This window comes from Actinoplanes sp. NPDC026619, from assembly GCF_040638295.1.
Classification (GTDB): Bacteria; Actinomycetota; Actinomycetes; order Mycobacteriales; family Micromonosporaceae; genus Actinoplanes.
Map to the genome: position 1 here is coordinate 218992 of NZ_JBEZYA010000012.1, position 17585 is coordinate 236576.

Below are 17585 nucleotides of genomic sequence, written 5' to 3' on the forward strand. Positions count from 1 at the left end.
AAGCAAAGAGCACCCGCCAGGGTGACGGGGGTCAAGCCGGCAGCTGTGCGGTGACGACCATGCGGTGGTGGTCGGTGGTCAGCGGGCGGCCGTCCTCGCCATGGCCGGCCACGTCGGCGAAGCCGGCGGCAGCGCACCAGTCGCGCAGCTCCGGGAAACCGAACAGGCGCTTGACGAAGGTGAGCTTGCGGGCGCGGCCGTCCCGGATCACCGTGCGCTCCACCTCGAAACGGCCGGTCAGCGCGTCGAGGCGGTGGCGGTCGACGAGCATGTCGCCGTTGTCGAGGGTCGCGGTGATGCGCGACGGGGTCCAGGACGACAGGAACTTCGGCAGGTTGTCGACGTCGATCGCCAGCCGGCCGCCGGGGCGCAGCACCCGGGCCATCTCGGCCAGCACGGCGCGATTGGTGGGGTCGTCGAAGTAGCCGAACGCGGTGGTCCAGTTGACCAGGCGGTCGAACCGGCCGGTCCACTCCGCCGGCAGCTTCCGCATGTCGCCGGCGACGAACTCGACGCCGGTTTCGCCAGCGGAGCGGGCCCGCTCCAGGAACACCGCCGACGAGTCGAGCCCGGTGACCTCGCCGCCGCGCGCCGCGAGCGCGTTGGCCAGCGTGCCGTGGCCGCAGGCCAGGTCGAGCACCCGCATGCCGGGCTCGAGCGCCAGCAACTGCCACACCAGGTCGGCGGCGGCGTCGTCGCGGTAGGCGGTGCCGACCAGCGGGCCGTGGGTCGGCGAGCCGGCCCCGGGCGACGCGAAGAAATGCAGATAGTCCGGGTCATACATGGCTGTGGGGTCGAACAGGTCCGCCGTCATCGCCACGACCGTAGGACGCGGCGATGACGGCGGGCAACTCATTTGCGGTACGGCGTGACCGTCACCCTGTCGATCAACGGCGCGTAGGCGGAGCGGAGCAGCACGTCCGGCCAGATGTTCGACGCGTACGTCTGGCCGTCGAAGTTGGGCAGTTCCGCCGAGGAGAAGCGGATCGTGTTGCTGCCCTTGACCAGCTGCACCGGGACGGTCAGCTCCCAGAAGTTGTTGTCGTGGAAGCTGTGCGGGAACAGCACCCGCCTGGCCGCGCCGCCGTTGATCGCGATGTCGGCGTGCCGGGCGAGCGGGTCCGGGTTGTAGTGGGTGGCTTCCGCCTGCTCGGGGTTGGAGTAGCGGATCTTCAGGGCGTACGTCCCGGCCCGCGCCGCCGGGACGCTGACCGTGAGGGTGTTGGCGCCGGTGATGCCGGTGACCGCCCGGCCCCCACTGGCCAGGGATTTCGCGGCAACGGTGGCGGTGCCCGCGAGCACCCCGTTCTCCGCCTCGACCGTGGTCGACGGCAGCCGGTTGCCACCCGGGGTGACGTCGAGCTTGTCGATCAGGGCCGCCCCGCTGACCGTGACCTTGTTGACGCCGCCGGACAGCGGGACCCCGACCTTCGACCGGCCACGCCGGAGCGTCCCCACCTGCACCCCGTTGACCGTCATCGCCGCCGCCCCGGCAGCGATACCCAGGTCGAGGGTGGCCTCGGCATCGGCCTTCGAGTAGACCCAGAACGTCGCGCTGCCACCGGGCGCCACGGCGACGTGACCGGAGATCGGCGCCGCCTTCACGAGCGACGCCAGCGCGGCGTCGTAGGTGGCGACCGCGGGCCCCGGCTGGGACAGCGTGATCCGGTCGAGGATCGCGTCGCCCTTGGTCGCCCGCACGCCGTCGAGGCTCTTGGCGGCGAGGGCGATCGTGTGCTTGCCCGCGGTCAGCTGCACGGTCGTGTCGGTGTGGTCCCAGACCACCCACTTGTAGCCGAGCGGCAGGAACAACTCCTGCTCGGCGGCGCCGTCGACGCGCAGGAACACGTTGGTCGGCCCCTGCTCCTTCACCAGCTCGTAGGTGTTCAGCGAGTTGGCGAACACCGACAGGTCGTAGCGCCCGGTGACCGGCACGTCGACGTCGAACGAGAGCACCCCGTCGCTGCCGGTGCGCAGGCCGCCGACGTCGTACCCGCCGGAGGTGTAGAACTTCGACACGTCGGCGGTCGAACCTTCCGGCCCGTTCTTGCTGTAGCCGCTGCCGGTCCAGGTGGCCGCTTCCGCCTCATAGGAGCCCTGCCACCGCGAAACCGAAGAACCAGAACTCCAGGGCGACAACACGATTTCGTACGCCGAGGACTCGGTGAGCTGCGGCATCTCGACGGCGACCGTTCCGCCGGCGACCGAGAGCTCCTTCTCGGCGATGACCCGCGGCTGCGCCGAGTCACCGATCTGCCCGGTCCAGGGGATCTCCCGGATCGACGCGTGCACCCGCTTCCCGAAGGCGGCGGGCACGTGCGTGAACTGGATGTAGCCCTTGCTGGTCGCCCCGCCGATGATCGCCCGCGCCTGCCGCTTGGTCTGGTCGAGCGTGGCGACGCCTTGCAGCGTGTAGTTCTGGCCGGGATAGGGCGGCGTGACGGCCACGGTGTCGCCGGTCATGCTGCCGTACGCGTTGAACAGCCACCACTGGCCGTTCCCCCGGTTGGCCTGCACGGCCGAGTCGGAGATGTTGCCGTCGATGTTCCAGTACGCGATGTCCGCGTCGACCTTGGACTCCTCGATCGCCGAGATCCACTGGATCATCTGACCGGGCACCGAGGTGTGGTAGTTGAACGCGTACTCGTTGATGTTGATCGGCAGGTGTTTGCCGGGCAGCAGAGCGGCTTCCCACTGGCGGTACTCCGCGACGCTCTCCCGCACCGCCTCGGGGTGGCTCAGCTCGTGCCAGGTGATCACGTCGGGCAGGGTGCCGGCTGCGAGAGTGTGCGTCAGGAAGCCTTTGACCTGGTCGTACAGGATGCTGGTGTTGGGTCCGGCGATCCGCGCCGCCGGCATCTTGCCCTTGATCAGCCGGTAGACCTCGTCCCAGGCCGCGAAGTAGTCGGCCGGATCGGTGAGCCAGCTGGTGCCGTCGTAGCTCCACTCCCCCGTGCCGAACATGTTGCCCTCGGGCTCGTTGAACGGCACGAAGACGATGTGGTCCTGGTATTTCTTGTCCAGCGTCAGCACCTGGTCGACCTGCGTCGCGATCTTCTGCTCATAGGTGGCGAGCTTCTCCGCCGGCGTGCTCCCCGGCCACTGGTAGGGGAAGCCGCGGTGGATGTCGGTCATGTAGATGTAGACGTCGCCGCCGGTGCTGTCGGCGAGCGGCTTGACCACCTCGAGGGCGTCCGCGCCCGGGTGTTGCGGCCCGTCCTGGGCCTTGGTCGAGACGGTCCGCAGGTTCATGCCCTCGATCAGGTTGTTGGTCGGCACGCCGTCGCCGTAGAGGCCGTAGAGCGAGCCGGACGCCCCACCGTGGAACTTGCCGGTGGACTGGCCGAGGTCGATCGTCATCTCGCCTTCGCGGATGACCGTGACCGTGGCGGTGACCGATCTGCCCGCCGCCACGCCGGCGACGGTGAAGGTGCCGCGCTGGGCGTAGGCGGAGGGGTCCACGGCGGCCCAGGCAATCGGCACGTCGCGGTCGTATCCGTCCGAGAACGTGCCGCGGACGGCGGCCGGCAACTGAGGGGCGGTGCCGATCGTCGTTCCCACCGAGAAGGCCGTTTCCGACAAACCGGTCACCGTCGGCGGGGTAAGACCAGAAGCGACCTGCTCGGAAGTCAGAGCACTCCCCCAGACCCGGAAGTCGTCGATCGCGCCGTCGAAGAGCGGATCGGCGTAGAAGGACTTGCCGATGAAGCCGGACGACGTCGTGGTGGCGTCGATGAGGCCGCCCGCGGTCACCGTGGTCGCGGCCGAGGAGACCTCCGCGCCGTCGAGGTAGGTCGTGAGCCGGCCGGCCGACGTGTCCAGGGTGAACGTGATGGTCTTGAAGACGTTCGCGGGCAGCGCGGCATAGCCGTACACCTCCGCGGCCGCCCCGCCGACGTTCGCGGCAACCGCGGTGAGCAGCCGGCCGTCGCCGCTGTAGGGCGTGGTGAAGATCCGGCTGGTCGTGTCCTTGCCGAGCGCGTAGATCCACTGCCAGGGCGCGGCGACGCCGTCCCACTTGACCCGGATCGACACGGTCAGATCGGTGCGGCCCTCGAGGATCCCCTTGGGCAGCGTGACGTACGCGCCGTTCGAGGTCGAGGCGCCGCCCGGCAGTTGCAGGGCGCCGTCCACGAGGGCGGCGGTCGAGCCGTTGACGAGCGTCGCGTCCAGACCGTTGCCCGAGGAGTCGGCGATCACGCCGGTGGCGAGGTCATCGGAGTCGAACGTGTAGGCGGCCACCGGCGCGGGCACGGCGGCCGCAGCCGCAGCGGGGCCGGCCGGTGCGACCGCCCACGCAAGAGTGACGGCCAAGAAACAGAGAAAACCTTTTCGCAACGAGATCCACCTCATCGATCGCGATGTCACCCCGGGATTTCGGTCACGTTACGGAGGGCCAGTCACGCTCGTCAATGGCTTCAGGAAAACGTTTTCTCAAATCCGGGCAGCGAAGGTTGCGTCCATTTGCCAGTGTCTATCCCGGAGCCGGGACGGGCCCGGCACGGGGAGGCACCCAGATGCGTCGACGAAGACTGCCAGCCGTACTGCTCACCTCGGCCCTGATAATCGGGGCCCTGCAGGCGCCGGCGGCAGCCGCACCGTCCACGACCACCGGAACTCCGATCGCAACAGAGAAGTCCACCTCGGTCACGCTGATCACCGGCGACCGGATCACCACGCACGGCAAGGGCGCGTCCGTCCAGCCCGGACCGGGCCGCAGCAAGATTCGTTTCCTGACCCAGACCACCCGAGACACACAGACCACCCGCGAGCACCGCTACGTAATTCCGTCCGACGCGCTCGCGCTCCTGCGCGCGGGACGGCTCGACAAGCGGCTGTTCGACGTCACCGCACTCGCCGCGCAGGGCGGCGGTGATCTGCGACTGCTCATCTCGTACCCGAAGAACAGCGCAAGTGGCGCACGCAGCGCGCTCACCGCCGCCGGAGCGCGGGTGACGCGCGACATCTCCAAGGTGGGGGTTATCGCTGCCCAAGCCGACCGCACCTCACTCTGGTCGTCCCTGACCAGCGGCCCGGCGAACGCCCGCTCCTTGAAGCCCGGCGTGCAGCGGGTCTGGCTGGACGGCCAGCGCAAGATCAGCCTCGACCACAGCGTGCCGCAGATCGGCGCGCCGACCGCGTGGCAGGCCGGTTTCGACGGCACCGGCGTCACGGTGGCCATTCTCGACACCGGCATCGACGCCACCCACCCCGACCTGGCCGGCAAGATCGCCGGGGTGGAGAACTTCACCACCATGCCGACGGCCGACGACGAGGTCGGGCACGGCACCCACGTCGCGTCGATCATCGCCGGCTCCGGCGCCGCGTCGAACGGCCGCTACCAGGGCGTCGCCCCCGGCGCCAAGCTGCTGATCGGCAAGGTCTGCGAGACGGAGTACTGCGACGACTCGGCGATCCTGGCCGGCATGGCCTGGGCGGCCGAGCACGCGCCGGTGGTCAACATGAGCCTCGGCGGTGGCGACACCCCCGACATCGACCCGCTCGAGCAGGCCGTCAACGACCTGACCGCGCAGTTCAACACGCTGTTCGTGATCGCGTCCGGCAACGCCGGGCCGAACTCGGCCGGTTCGCCGTCCACCGCCGACGCCGCGCTCGCGGTCGGCGCGGTCGACCGCGAGGACCAGCTCGCCGACTTCTCCAGCACCGGCCCGCGGACCGGTGATCACGCCGTCAAGCCGGACATCACTGCGCCCGGCGTGGACATCGTGGCGGCCAAGGCGGCGCACGGGTTCATCGGCGATCCCGCGCCGGTCGACGGCTACGTCTCGCTGTCCGGCACCTCGATGGCCACCCCGCACGTGGCCGGCGCGGCCGCGATCCTCACCCAGGAGCACCCGGACTGGGGTTCGAAGCTGCGCAAGAACACGCTGATGGGCTCGGCCGAGCAGATCGACGGCTTCGGCGCGTTCCAGCAGGGCGCGGGCCGGGTCGACGTGGCCCGCGAGATCACCCAGACCGTCACCGCCGACGAGGGCAGCCTCAGCTTCGGCCTGGCGATCTGGCCGCACGGCGACGACCAGCCGGTCACCAAGACCGTCACCTACCGCAACTCGGGCACCGCCGCCGTCGATCTGACGCTGGCCCTGACCGGCGCGCCGTTCACGGTCGCCACCACCCACCTGAGCGTGCCGGCCGGCGGCACCGCCAGCACCACCGTCACCGCCGACACGAGCGTTACTTCACTGCCGGACGGCGCGCTCGGCGGTTACCTCACCGCCACCGCCGCGGGCGGCGTGCAGGTCTCGACGCCGCTGGGCGTCGACCGCGAGGTGGAGAGTTACAACCTCACGGTCAACACCACCAATCCGGACGGTACGCCGTCGCTCGACCACTACGCCGGGCTCTTCAACCTCGACACGTTCCAGAGCTTCGACATCTACCAGGCGCAGGGTTCGGAGACGGTCCGCATCCCGAAGGGCCGCTACGGCGCGTTCGCCTGGATCAACAACGCCGAGGCCGAGACGACCGCCATGCTCACGATCTCCGAGCTGGTCGTCGCCAAGGACCAGACGGTCACGTTCGACGGCCGCAACGCCAAGCCGCTGAACGTCACCCCGCCGCAGGCGAACGCGGGCACCACCCTGGCCGCGGTCAGCGCGGACTGGACCACGCCGGAATTCGGCATCGGGGCGACCGCGCTCGGCCTGACGCTCGCGTCGCTGTCCGCCGGCCCGGCCACCCCGGCCACCTCGGACATCTTCCTGGCCAGCGTGAACGGGTCGTTCGCCGACCCGGGCGCGGACGGCACGTTCCGGAACAGCCCGTGGACCACCGATCTGGCCTACTTCCAGCCCGGCAAGATGTTCAGCGGGCTGACCAAGAAGCCGAAGCTGCGTGACCTCGCCACGATCAAGTCCGATTACGCGGTGGCGGCGACCGGGGCCGAGGGCGCCAAGGGCAACTTCGCGCAGTACTCGGAGAACAGCGGCGGCTGGTCCGTCATCCTGCCGTTCAGCCTGCCGTTCCACCGCACCGAATACCTCAACACCGATGCGCAGTGGTCGGGCGACTTCATGCAGCAGGTCCCGGCGGTCGGCGACGACTACCCGGAGCTGATCAGCGAGCAGCTCAGCGCACGCACCCCGTTCCGGGCCGGCCACACCTACCACCAGGCGTGGAACACCGCGGTGTTCGGCCCGAACGTGACCCAGCCGCTCTGGGAGGGCGACTGGGTGGTCCGGCAGGGCGACCACCTGTACGCGTACCCGGCACTGTTCGGCGACGGCGCCGGCCACCCCGGCTTCTCCACGACGGACACCCAGACGGCGGCGCTGTTCAAGGGCGACACGAAGCTGGGCGACGGCAACGAGTTCGACCTGCCCGCCGCGTCCGCGACGTACCGCCTGGAGGTCGCGGCCACCCGCGGCGCTCCGCACCTGCTCTCCACCTCGGTCAGCGCGGCCTGGACGTTCAAGTCCGGGCACGCCCCGGAGGAGGGCTACCAGCGGCTGCCGCTGTCGACCGTCCGGTTCAGCCCCAAGCTGGACAGCAACAACGCGGCGGCCGCCGGTCGCCGGTTCGAGATCCCGGTGACCGTCGAGCACCAGCCGGGTTCCACCGCCGGCACCGCCCGATCGGTCAAGGTCGACGTCTCCTACGACGACGGCAAGACCTGGCAGCACGCATCGGTGCGCGGCGACGGCGACCACCGGGTCGCGACCGTCAACCACCCGCGCAGCAGCGGCTTCGCCTCGCTGCGCGTCTCGGCCACCGACAGCAAGGGCAACGCGGTGACCCAAACCGTCATCCGGGCGTACGCCGTCCGCTGACACCCGCCGGGCTGGGCCGTTCGCGGCCCGGCCCGGCGTTTTTCCGCCCCATGCGATGAGTTCCGGCCCCGGCGGCGGTCTACTTGGCCGACACCACCGACTGCGAAGGACTCACCGCCATGGCGAAGGTCATCTCCACGTTGTTCATCTCGGCCGACGGCGTGGCCGAGATCGACCCCGACTGGCACTTCCCGTACTTCGACGACAACATGGGCCGCTCCGTCGGCGAGGACTACGACACCGCCAACGTGCTGCTCATCGGCCGCGAGACCTACGACAGCTTCGCCGGCGCGTGGCCCGGCCGCGAGGCAGCCGGCGGCGACGACGCCACGTTCGCCAAGCAGCTCGGCGACGTGCGCAAGGTGGTCGTGTCCCGCCAGCCGCTGCAGTTCACCTGGCGCAACTCCGAGCTGCTCACCGGCGATCTGGTCGAGGCCGTGCGCGGGCTCAAGGCCGACAACGACCTGCTCATCCCCGGCTCGATCTCGGTGGTGCAGCAGCTGCTCGCAGCCGGCCTGATCGACGAACTGCGCCTGCTGGTGCACCCGGTGGCCGCCCGCAAGGGCCGCCGGCTGTTCGACGACGGCGACACCCCGTACCACCTGAAGGTCATCTCGACCGAGGCCTTCCCGACCGGCGTGATCCGCGTGATCTACGCCCCGTCGGAGTCCCCGGCCAAGGCCGGCTACGACGAGGTCAAGGACCTGACCCCAGGCAACGAAGGCATCTGATCACGCCGCCTACACCTCGATGTGGGAACCCATGATGACGGTGTGGTCGCGGGGCAGGGCGAAGTGCTCGGCCGCGTCGGCGGTGATGTAGGACGTCGCGATGAACAGGCGCTTGCGCCACAGGGCCATCGTCGGCGCGGCGCCGCGGCGCAGGGAGATCTTGGAGAGGAAGTAGGAGACGTTCTCCAGGTCCAGGTGGCCCTCGGTCTTCGCCGGATCGAGCAGGCGCAGGGTGGCCGGCACGTCCTGGGTGTCGGCGTAACCGAAGCGCATCGTCACGAACGTGATGCCGTCGTCGGTGTAACCCAGGTCGTCGATCTCCACCCGCTCGGCCGCGGGCACCCGCGGCACGACCTGGGTCTCGATCGAGATGATCAGGATGTGGTTGTGCCGGACGTGGTTGTGCTCGACGTTGGCGCGCAGGGCCAGCGGAGCCGTCTGCATGCCCCGGTTCAGGAACACCGCTGTCCCGGTCACCCGGGCGATGTCGCCGGAGTTCTCGCGCAGCTGCTCGATGAACTCCGGCAGTGACCCCTCCCGCTGCTTGCGCTCGGCCGTGATGATCGCGCGGCCCTTCTGCCACGTGGTCATCACGGTGAAGGCGGTGAGCCCGATCAGCAGCGTCAGCCACGCGCCGTGCAGCAGCTTGGTCAGGTTCGCGGCCACGAACAGCAGGTCGAACGCCACCAGCAGGCCGGCCCCGCCGCCGATCACCCAGCCGGGGATCCGCGGCCAGCGCCACTGCGCGATGTAGAAGAAGAGCAGCGTGGTGATGGTGATCGTGGCGGTCACCGCCATGCCGTAGGCGTAGGCGAGCGCGGCCGAGCTGCGGAACGCGAAGACCAGGGTGAGCACCGAGACCAGCAGCAGCCAGTTGATCCACGGGACATAGATCTGCCCGATCTCCGACTCGGAGGTGTGCGTGACCCGCAGCCGCGGCAGGTAGCCGAGCTGGGCGGCCTGCGAGGTCACCGAGTAGGCGCCGGTGATCACCGCCTGCGAGGCGATGACCGTGGCCGCGGCGGCGAGCAGCACCAGCGGCAGCCGCAGCCAGTCCGGCGCGAGCAGGAAGAACGGCCCGCTGATCCGGGCCGGGTCGTCGATGATCGACGCGCCCTGTCCGAGGTAGCTGAGCACGCAGGCGGGAAGCACGAGGAACAGCCAGCCGCGGCTGATCGCCCGGCGGCCGAAGTGCCCCATGTCGGCGTAGATCGCCTCGGCGCCGGTCACCGAGAGCACCACCGCGGCGAGAGCGAAAAAGGCGATGCCGAAATGCCCGAACAAAAAACTGATGGCGTACGTCGGTGACAGCGCCGCCAGGATCCCGGGATGCATGGTGATGCCGCCGATGCCGAGGATCCCGATCGTCGCGAACCAGAGGATCATGACGGGTCCGAAGACCTTGCCGATCGTCGCGGTCCCCCGCCGCTGGGTGAGAAACAGGACCAGGATGATCACGGCGGTGATCGGCACGACGGCCTCGGCCAGCGACGGCTCGACGATCTTGATGCCCTCGACGGCGGACAGCACCGAGATGGCCGGCGTGATCATGCTGTCGCCGAAGAACAGGGCGGCGCCGAAGATGCCGAGCGCCGCCAGCCACGTGGCCCGCTTACCGCCGTACTCGGTGCCGGAGCGCCGGATCAGCGTGATCAGCGCCATCACCCCGCCCTCGCCGTCGTTGTCGGCGCGCATGGCCAGCAGGATGTAGGTGACCGTCACGACGATCATCACGGACCAGAAGATCAGGGAGACGACGCCGTACACGTTGGCGGTGCTGACCGGGACCGGATGCGGGTCGTCGGGGTCGAAGACGGTCTGCAGGGTGTAGAGCGGGCTGGTCCCGATGTCACCGAACACGACGCCGAGAGCGCCGATGACCACCGCGAGTCGCACGGTGTCGTTCGGACCGGGATGCCCCACGACCCCTCCTCAGCCCGTAATGCCGTCGGAACGGACATTACGGGCCGAGAGGTCGGTCGGACCGGAAAACGCAGGTGTTACCGGTGGTGCTGGGCGGGAGCGGCCAGCGTCGAGGCCGCCGGGACCGGGGTGACGGTCCAGTCGGGGTGGCCCGGCATCGGCGGGGTCTTCGTGCTGTAGAGCCAGTCGGTCAGGAACGACGTCAGGTTCTGGCCGGAGACCTGCGAGGCGAGCCGGATGAAGTCGCCGGTCGAGGCGGACCGGTCCTTGTACTTGCTGACCCAGCTGCGCTCGATCTGCCGGAACTTCGCGTCGCCGACCTTCTGCTGGAGGGCGTAGAGCACGATCGCTCCGCCGTCGTACACGTTCGGGTTGAAGACGTCCCAGATCGAGTCGGCCTTCAGCGGCCGCGCCGACGGACCGTACTTGGCACGCAGCTGGTCGCCGCGCGCGTAGACGCTCTTGTACAGGTCATCCAGACTTGTGTGCCCGGTGTACTTCTCCAGGTTGCCGGTGGCCAGCGCGTACTCGTACTCGTACCAGGTGGCGTGGCCCTCGTTCTGCCAGACGTCGCTCCACTCCCACGGCGCGACGCTGTCGCCGAACCACTGGTGGGCGAGCTCATGGGCGGCGACCGGGTCGAGGTAGTACGACGGCTGGCTGTACCACCACGTGTCGAACAGCGACAGCGTCTGGGTCTCCAGGGCGAAGCCGAGCTCGCCGTCGATGACCAGGGTGCCGTAGTTCTCGAACGGGTAGCGCCCGACCTTGCCCTGCATGAACTTGATCTCGTTGGTCTCGTCGGCCGCCTTGGGCAGCAACTCGTCGGCGAGGCGGCGCGGCACCACGTCGCGCACCGGGACCCCGTCGGCCTTGCCGCGGTTGTAGACGAGGAAGTCGCCGACCGCGACCTGGATCAGCTCGCTGGCCATCGGGTGGTTCTCCCGATAGACCGAGACGACGTTGCCGTTCTTCTGCCGGCTGCTGACCTGCACCCCGTTGGCCGTGCCGGTCCAGCCCACCGGGTTGGTGATCCGGATCGTGTAGGTGGCCTTGTCACGCGGGTGGTCGTTGCTCGGGTAGAGGTTGTGCGTCTCGTCCGGCTGCCCGGCCACGATGGTGCCGTCGGGCGTGCGCACGAAGCCGGCCGGCGAGTCGGCGTCGGGAGCGATCGGCGTGGCGGTGAAGCCGGCCACCCGGACGGTGAACTTGCGGTGCGACGGCAGCGCCTTCTTCGGCGTGATGATCAGCTCGTCGCCGGAGCGGGCGAACGAGGCCGGCTTCCCGTTGACCCAGACCTGGCCGACGCCGTCGCCGCCGAAGTCGAGGTCGAACCGGGAAAGGTACTGCGTGGCGACGGCCGTGATCGTCACGTCGCCGAGGACCTGCTGCGCCGGATCCTTCTTCGGATACGTCAGGCTGAGGTCATAATTTTGTACGTCGTAGCCCCCGTTGCCGAGCAGCGGGTACAACCGGTCGCCGAGCCCGGCGGCGCCGGGAGTCGGACGGTGCCCCGAGGCGGACGCGGGGCCGACTGCGATCACCACGACACCGGTGACACTCAGGATCGTCGCCGACCCTAACGCCACCAGGCGTGTTGGGACGTTACCCAATTCAGTGCTCATGGCGGCCGAGCGTAACAATATATCTAGATCAATTAGTACCGCTTTTCGGGCTGACCCGAAAGATAAGGCGGGGCGGTGCCCCCCTCCGCTGAGCCTCCCCCTCTGGTTCAGCGAAGCACCGCCCCTGGTCTGCCCATCAGACTCCCCCGGTAAGGAGTGCCGAGCCAGGACCTTCGTCGGTACTTTTGCCTATCGCGTCGATGGAGAATGCCGCGCCGGCTCCGCTCCTGCGCGGGGACCGGGTGGATTCGAATCGGAACTTAACCGGAACTTTTGCTGCTTGGTCCGGCGTGACCCCACCTGAGACGATCGTCGAGGATCGATGGCGAAACTTTCGTGGGGAGCTCCGTGTTCGGTGACCTGGTGCGCGCTCACCGCCGGCGGCTCGGCATGACCCAGGAGGAGCTCGCCGAGCGGGCCGGTGTCAGCGTGCGCAGTGTCGGCAAGTGGGAGGCCAGCAAGGTCGCGGCGCCGCGGATGTCGACGATGCGCCTGCTCGCCGACGCGTTCCGGCTCGAGGGTGCCGACCGCGACCGCTTCCTGGCGTCGGCCGCCGAACCGGCCACCGGCGCCCAGATCACCCCGGCGCAGCTGCCGTCCGACCCGTCCGGCTTCACCGGCCGCGACCGCGAGCTGACCCGGCTGGACGCGCTGCTCGACGGCCCGCCCGAGGAGGCCGCCCGCGGCGTGGTCATCTCGGCGGTGTCCGGCACCGCCGGGGTCGGCAAGACCACGCTGGCCATCCGCTGGGCGCACCGGGTGCGCGACCGTTTCCCGGACGGCCAGCTCTACGTCAACCTGCGCGGCTTCGGCCCGGTCGGGCCGCCGGTGCCGGCCACCGAGGCGCTGCGCGGGCTGCTCGACGGGCTCGGGGTGGCGCCCCAGCGGATCCCGGCCGACCTGCCGGAACGCGCCGCCCTCTACCGCAGCGTGCTGGCCGGGCAGCGGATGCTGATCCTGCTCGACAACGCGGGCGACGCCGAGCAGGTGCGCCCGCTGCTGCCCGGCGTGCCCGGCTGCGTCGTGGTCGTGACCAGCCGCGACCGGCTCGCCGGCCTGGCCGTCGCCGACGGCGCCCAGTTGCTGCTGCTCGACGTGCTCGACACCGAGTCGGCCCGCGACCTGCTGGCCCGGCGGATGGGCGCCGACCGGGTCCGCGCCGAGCCGCGCGCCGTCGACGACCTGGTCCGCTCGTGCGCCCGCCTGCCGCTGGCCCTGGCGATCGTGGCCGCCCGGGCCGCCGCCAACCCCGGTTTCCCGCTGACCGCCCTCGCCGCCGAGCTCCGCGAGGCCCGCTCCCGGCTGGACGTGCTGGCCGGCCCCGACCCGGCCACCGACGTGCGCGGGGTGTTCTCCTGGTCCTACCGCAAGCTCGGCCCCGACGCGGCCCGACTGTTCCGGCTGTTCGCCCTGCACGCCACCCCGGTCGCCGGCGCGCCCGCGCTGGCCAGCCTGGCCGGGCTCTCCGCCCGGCAGGTCCGCCCGGCGCTGCAGGAGCTGCTCGACGCCAACCTGCTCGCCGAGCAGTTGCCCGGCCGTTACGGCTCGCACGACCTGCTCCGTGACTACGCCCGCGACCTGGCCGAGGAGATCGACTCGGACGAGAACCGGGACGCGGCCGCCCGGCGGATGATCGACCACTACCTTCAGTCGGCCCTCGCCGCCGACCACTGCCTCAAGAGCGAGCGCAACCTCAGCGGCCAGCGCCCCACCGACGTCGCCGAGGGCGCGACGCCCGAGTCGTTCGCCGGCGGCGCGGCGTCGATGGCCTGGTTCGCCGCCGAGCAGCCGGCCCTGCGCGCCTGCGCCGACCTCGCCATCGCCGCCGGCCTGGACGCGAAGGCCTGGTGGATGGCGTGGGCGGTGCTGACCTACCTGGAGCGCCGGTGGGACAAGCGCAACTGGGCGCACTGGCAGATGGTCGCGGTCGCCGCCGCCGAGCGGGCCGGTGACGTGCTGCTGCAGGCGGTCAGCCACTACAACGTCGGGTTCGCGCTGGCCGGCCTCGGCGACCTCGCCCGCTCCCGGTCGCACCTGACCACGGCCCTCGCCCTCTACCGCGAGCTTAGTAATGTCGCCGGCATGGCCGACGTACATCTCAATCTGGGCATCGTGGCCCGCCGGGAGGGCCGCTACTCGGAAGCCCTCGAGGAGGGCGGCCGGGCGCTCGAGCTGTCCCGCTCGGACGGCGACCGGATCGGCGAGGCGCGGGCGATGAACAACATCGGCTGGTGCTACCTGACGATGGGCGACTATCGGCAGGCCCTCGACTACTGCCGGCGGGCGGTCACCGTGCACGAGGCGGCCGGCAACCGGATGGGCGCCGGCCACTCGTGGGACAGCGTCGGCATGGCGCACTTCCGGCTGGGCGAGTTGACCGAGGCGGTGGCCTGCTACCGGCGGGCGGCGGCCGCGTTCCGCGACGAGAACGACCAGCAATACCAAGGAATCGTGCTGTCCCACCTGGGTGACGCCGAGGAGGCAGCCGGCCGGCACCGGGCGGCCCGCGACGCCTGGCGCAACGCCCTGGCCATCCTCACCGAGCTCGACCATCCGGACGCCGACGACGTGCGGGCGAAGCTGGCCGACCGCGAGGTGCACTCCCGATGAGCACCGGCACCGAGTGGGCCGAATCGGTCACCGACCTCAAGATCGTCTCGTCGCGCGAGCTCAGCGGCGGCTACAGCAACCACAACGTCCTGCTCGAGATGAGCGACGGCGCCCGGCTCGTCCTGCGGCGCTACCGGGGCGACAACCGCTGCGCGGTGGAGGCGGCGCTGGCCCGCCGGTTGCACGGCGTCGTGCCGGTCGCCGAGGTCGTGGCCGCCGATCCGGAGGCCGGCCTGCTGCTGTCCGTGTTCGTGGACGGAGGGCCGGTCACGGACGGTTATCCGGTTGGCGTGACCCTGGCCCGGATCGGCTCGGTCACCTTCGACGCGCCGGGCTTCTTCGGAGGCGAGGACCTGACGCCCAGCGGAGACGAGCTGATCGGCGGCCTCGACGCGTTCGTCGACCGCTGCCTGCGCGAGGGAAACGCAACCGGCCACCTCACCGGCGACGAGCAAAAGGCCCTCTTGCGGTACGCGGCGGAAGTCACCCCCGAATTGAACGCCCTCCAGGGCAGCCGCCGGCTGGTGCACGCCGATTACAACCCGAAGAACCTGCTCGCCGTCGACGGCCGGGTCACCGCCGTGCTCGACTGGGAATTCGCGTTCAGCAGCTCGCCGCTGTTCGATGTCGGCAACATGCTGCGCGACCCGCGCCCGCCCGGTTTCTCCGACGACTTCCTGCGCGGCTTCCGCGACGGCGGCGGCGAGCTGCCCGGCGACTGGCGGCGGCTGAGCGCGGCCCTCGACCTCTACTCACTGGCCGACTTCCTGACCCGGCCGGTCGAGCACCGCTACTTCGGCAAGGCCGTCGCCCACATCCGGGAGTTGGTCCGGTGAGAGTCCCGTACCTCCTGGTGGTGGTCGCTCTTCTGAGTGGCTGCAGTGAGCTCGCTCCTCTGGAGGGGGCAGCGCCGGCGCCAAGGCCACCGGTGTCAGCTTCGGTCCCGCCGCCGGCTCCGGCTCCGGTATCAGCTTCGGCGGCGCCATCGGTTCCGGCCCCGGCCCCGGCCCAGCCGGCCTGCCCGGCCGGCGGCGTGCGGGTCGAGCTCGGCCCGGGCGACGCCGCGATGGGATTGCGCGTCCTCGACCTTTACCTGGTCAACTGCGGCACCGCCACGTATCGCGTCAACGGCTATCCGGTCGTGCGCCTCCTCGACGACCAGCGGCAGCCGGTGACCGTGCAGGTCCTCAAGGGCACCACCGCCATCACCGGCTCGATCCCCGACTACGACAAGCCGCCGAGCAAGCTGACCCTCCGCCCCGGCCAGCGCGCCACCGCCGTCCTGGCCTGGCGCAACACCTACAACGACATCACCAACCCGCCGGTCAGCGCCCCTTACCTGGAAATCGGCCCGGCCGCCGGCGCCCCCGCCCAGCCGGTCACCCCGCGCAGCGACATCGACCTGGGCAGCACCGGCCGCGTCGCCGTGAGCGCCTGGCGGCCGGCAGCCTGACGCTGACGGCGCTCTCAGCCGGGTCACAGGGGCCGGGACGCAGGCTGTCGGCGTGAGCATCGTGTCCGCATTCGGGTCCCGGCGAGCGCTGCGCTGGCTGGTGCCGTCCGCCGCGGCGGTCGTCGTCATCGGGGGCGGCGCCGCAGCCGGCACGATCATCGCGAACGCCGACCCGTCGCTGCCGCCGCGCAGTGCCGGCCAGTTGCTCGAGGACCTGCACGACGTCCGGGTCGACGGGCTGTCCGGCACCATCGTGGAGAGTGCCGATCTGGGGCTGCCCGCCCTCGGCCGGATGGGCGCCGGAGCCGCCGACCTGGCCGGCATCCTCGGCGGCGTCACCACCGCCCGGATCTGGCAGGCCGGCGAGAACAGGGCGCGGGTGGCGCTGCTGACCTCGCACGGCGAGACCGACCTGATCCGCGACGGCGCGAACGCCTGGATGTGGAACAGCACCGACAAGCTGGGCAGCCACCTGACCCTGCCGATCGTGCCGGCGACGCCGCAGGAGGCCGCGGACGCCGTCCTGGCCGCCATCGATCCGGCCACCGGGGTCAGCACGACCGGCGCGGTCGAGGTGGCCGGCCGGGGCGCTTACGAGCTGGTGCTGCACCCCACCGACCCGGCGTCGCTGATCGGCCGGGTGAGCCTGGCGATCGACGCGGAGCACCACCTCCCGCTGCGCGTCGACGTGTACCCGAAGAACGCCACCAACCCGGCCGTCCGGGTGGCGTTCCAGCAGATCAGCTTCGCGGTGCCGGACCGGGAGCAGTTCGTGTTCAACCCGCCGCCCGGCACCACGATGTCCGAGGGCAACATGCCGCACCGGGCGGTGGCTCCGGCGGTGCTCGGCACGGGCTGGACGTCGGTGCTCACCGCGCGGCTGCCGGCGGCCACCGGCGCGATCAGCTTCATGCCCCGGGTCAGCGGCCCGTGGGGCAGCGGCCACCTGTTCGCCGGCACCGTGCTCAGCGTCCTGATCACCGACGACGGCCGGGTCTACGCCGGCGCGGTCACCCCGCAGCGGTTGTACGACGTCATTTCGCGGCATCAGCCGCGATAAGCGGCCCTTTCCCGCCGGATGACTGTTTCGGCCGTCCGGTGCGCATTTGCTGATCGGTACGCCAATCGGCACGCATGGCGATGGTGGCGGTGACCGTTCGGACATCGGAGAGACGCGAACAGTCGATTATCGAGGAGATTTCGGGTCGACCGCCGCGCCGCTCGCATCGAACTCATTAAACAATCGGCAAAGCCTTTCGCCAGGCCGGGAATGCTCGTTGATCACCACTAATATGAGCTCGGCGCGGAGGCCTTAAAGCCCCCGCTCACACGCTGCCGAAAGACGATGTGAGGATTCCGGCCCTAGTGACCGACCACAATAGTAATCTGTTGGCAATCACACAGAGCGAAATTGTCTGTGACCCGCCTGTGCGTAATACCGAAATAGCGGAAT

The 17585-nt window shown here is 70.3% G+C and carries 10 protein-coding genes; 6 read left to right on the top strand and 4 right to left on the bottom strand.

The genetic code is table 11. The features are described 5' to 3' along the window. Positions 1–31: 31 nt before the first annotated feature. Both AB0E90_RS26005 and AB0E90_RS26010 read right to left on the bottom strand, forming a co-directional pair. Positions 32–814: a class I SAM-dependent methyltransferase gene (locus AB0E90_RS26005; RefSeq protein WP_360410736.1), complete on the bottom strand. Its 783-nt coding sequence runs from the start codon at positions 812–814 to the stop codon at positions 32–34. A 38-nt stretch (positions 815–852) separates the two neighbouring features. Further along, a complete protein-coding gene (locus AB0E90_RS26010) occupies positions 853–4314 on the bottom strand; it encodes a LamG-like jellyroll fold domain-containing protein (RefSeq protein ID WP_360410739.1) in 3462 nt (1153 codons plus the stop codon). 203 nt (positions 4315–4517) lie between these two features. Here AB0E90_RS26010 and AB0E90_RS26015 point away from each other — a divergent pair, with 203 nt between their 5' ends. Together AB0E90_RS26015 and AB0E90_RS26020 are read left to right on the top strand one after the other, a co-directional pair. Beyond that, a complete protein-coding gene (locus tag AB0E90_RS26015; RefSeq protein WP_360410742.1) occupies positions 4518–7790 on the top strand; it encodes a S8 family serine peptidase in 3273 nt (1090 codons plus the stop codon). 119 nt (positions 7791–7909) lie between these two features. Next, complete coding sequence (locus tag AB0E90_RS26020) at positions 7910–8521, top strand: dihydrofolate reductase family protein (RefSeq protein ID WP_360410745.1); 612 nt, start codon at positions 7910–7912, stop codon at positions 8519–8521. 9 nt (positions 8522–8530) lie between these two features. Here the strand turns inward: AB0E90_RS26020 and AB0E90_RS26025 are convergent, their stop codons facing one another. Together AB0E90_RS26025 and AB0E90_RS26030 are read right to left on the bottom strand one after the other, a co-directional pair. Further along, positions 8531–10444, bottom strand: a complete 1914-nt coding sequence (locus AB0E90_RS26025) for a KUP/HAK/KT family potassium transporter (RefSeq protein WP_360410748.1) — start codon at positions 10442–10444, stop codon at positions 8531–8533. Between the two features lie 77 nt (positions 10445–10521). Further along, positions 10522–12069 carry a M1 family metallopeptidase gene (locus tag AB0E90_RS26030; protein ID WP_360410751.1) on the bottom strand — a complete coding sequence of 516 codons (1548 nt, stop codon included), beginning with the start codon at positions 12067–12069 and terminating at the stop codon, positions 10522–10524. 336 nt (positions 12070–12405) lie between these two features. On the opposite strand from AB0E90_RS26030, the gene AB0E90_RS26035 reads away from it, so the two are divergent. The 4 genes from AB0E90_RS26035 (at position 12406) to AB0E90_RS26050 (ending at position 17192) form a co-directional block, all read left to right on the top strand. Beyond that, positions 12406–14679 carry a tetratricopeptide repeat protein gene (locus AB0E90_RS26035; RefSeq protein ID WP_360410754.1) on the top strand — a complete coding sequence of 758 codons (2274 nt, stop codon included), beginning with the start codon at positions 12406–12408 and terminating at the stop codon, positions 14677–14679. Then, positions 14676–15515, top strand: a complete 840-nt coding sequence (locus AB0E90_RS26040) for a phosphotransferase (protein WP_360410757.1) — start codon at positions 14676–14678, stop codon at positions 15513–15515. Before AB0E90_RS26035 ends, AB0E90_RS26040 begins: the two co-directional genes overlap by 4 nt. Before the next feature lie 92 nt (positions 15516–15607). Continuing rightward, positions 15608–16132 carry a DUF4232 domain-containing protein gene (locus tag AB0E90_RS26045; protein WP_360410760.1) on the top strand — a complete coding sequence of 175 codons (525 nt, stop codon included), beginning with the start codon at positions 15608–15610 and terminating at the stop codon, positions 16130–16132. Between the two features lie 61 nt (positions 16133–16193). Beyond that, positions 16194–17192, top strand: coding sequence for a hypothetical protein (locus AB0E90_RS26050; protein ID WP_360410916.1), 999 nt, complete (start codon positions 16194–16196; stop codon positions 17190–17192). Positions 17193–17585 lie beyond the last annotated feature (393 nt).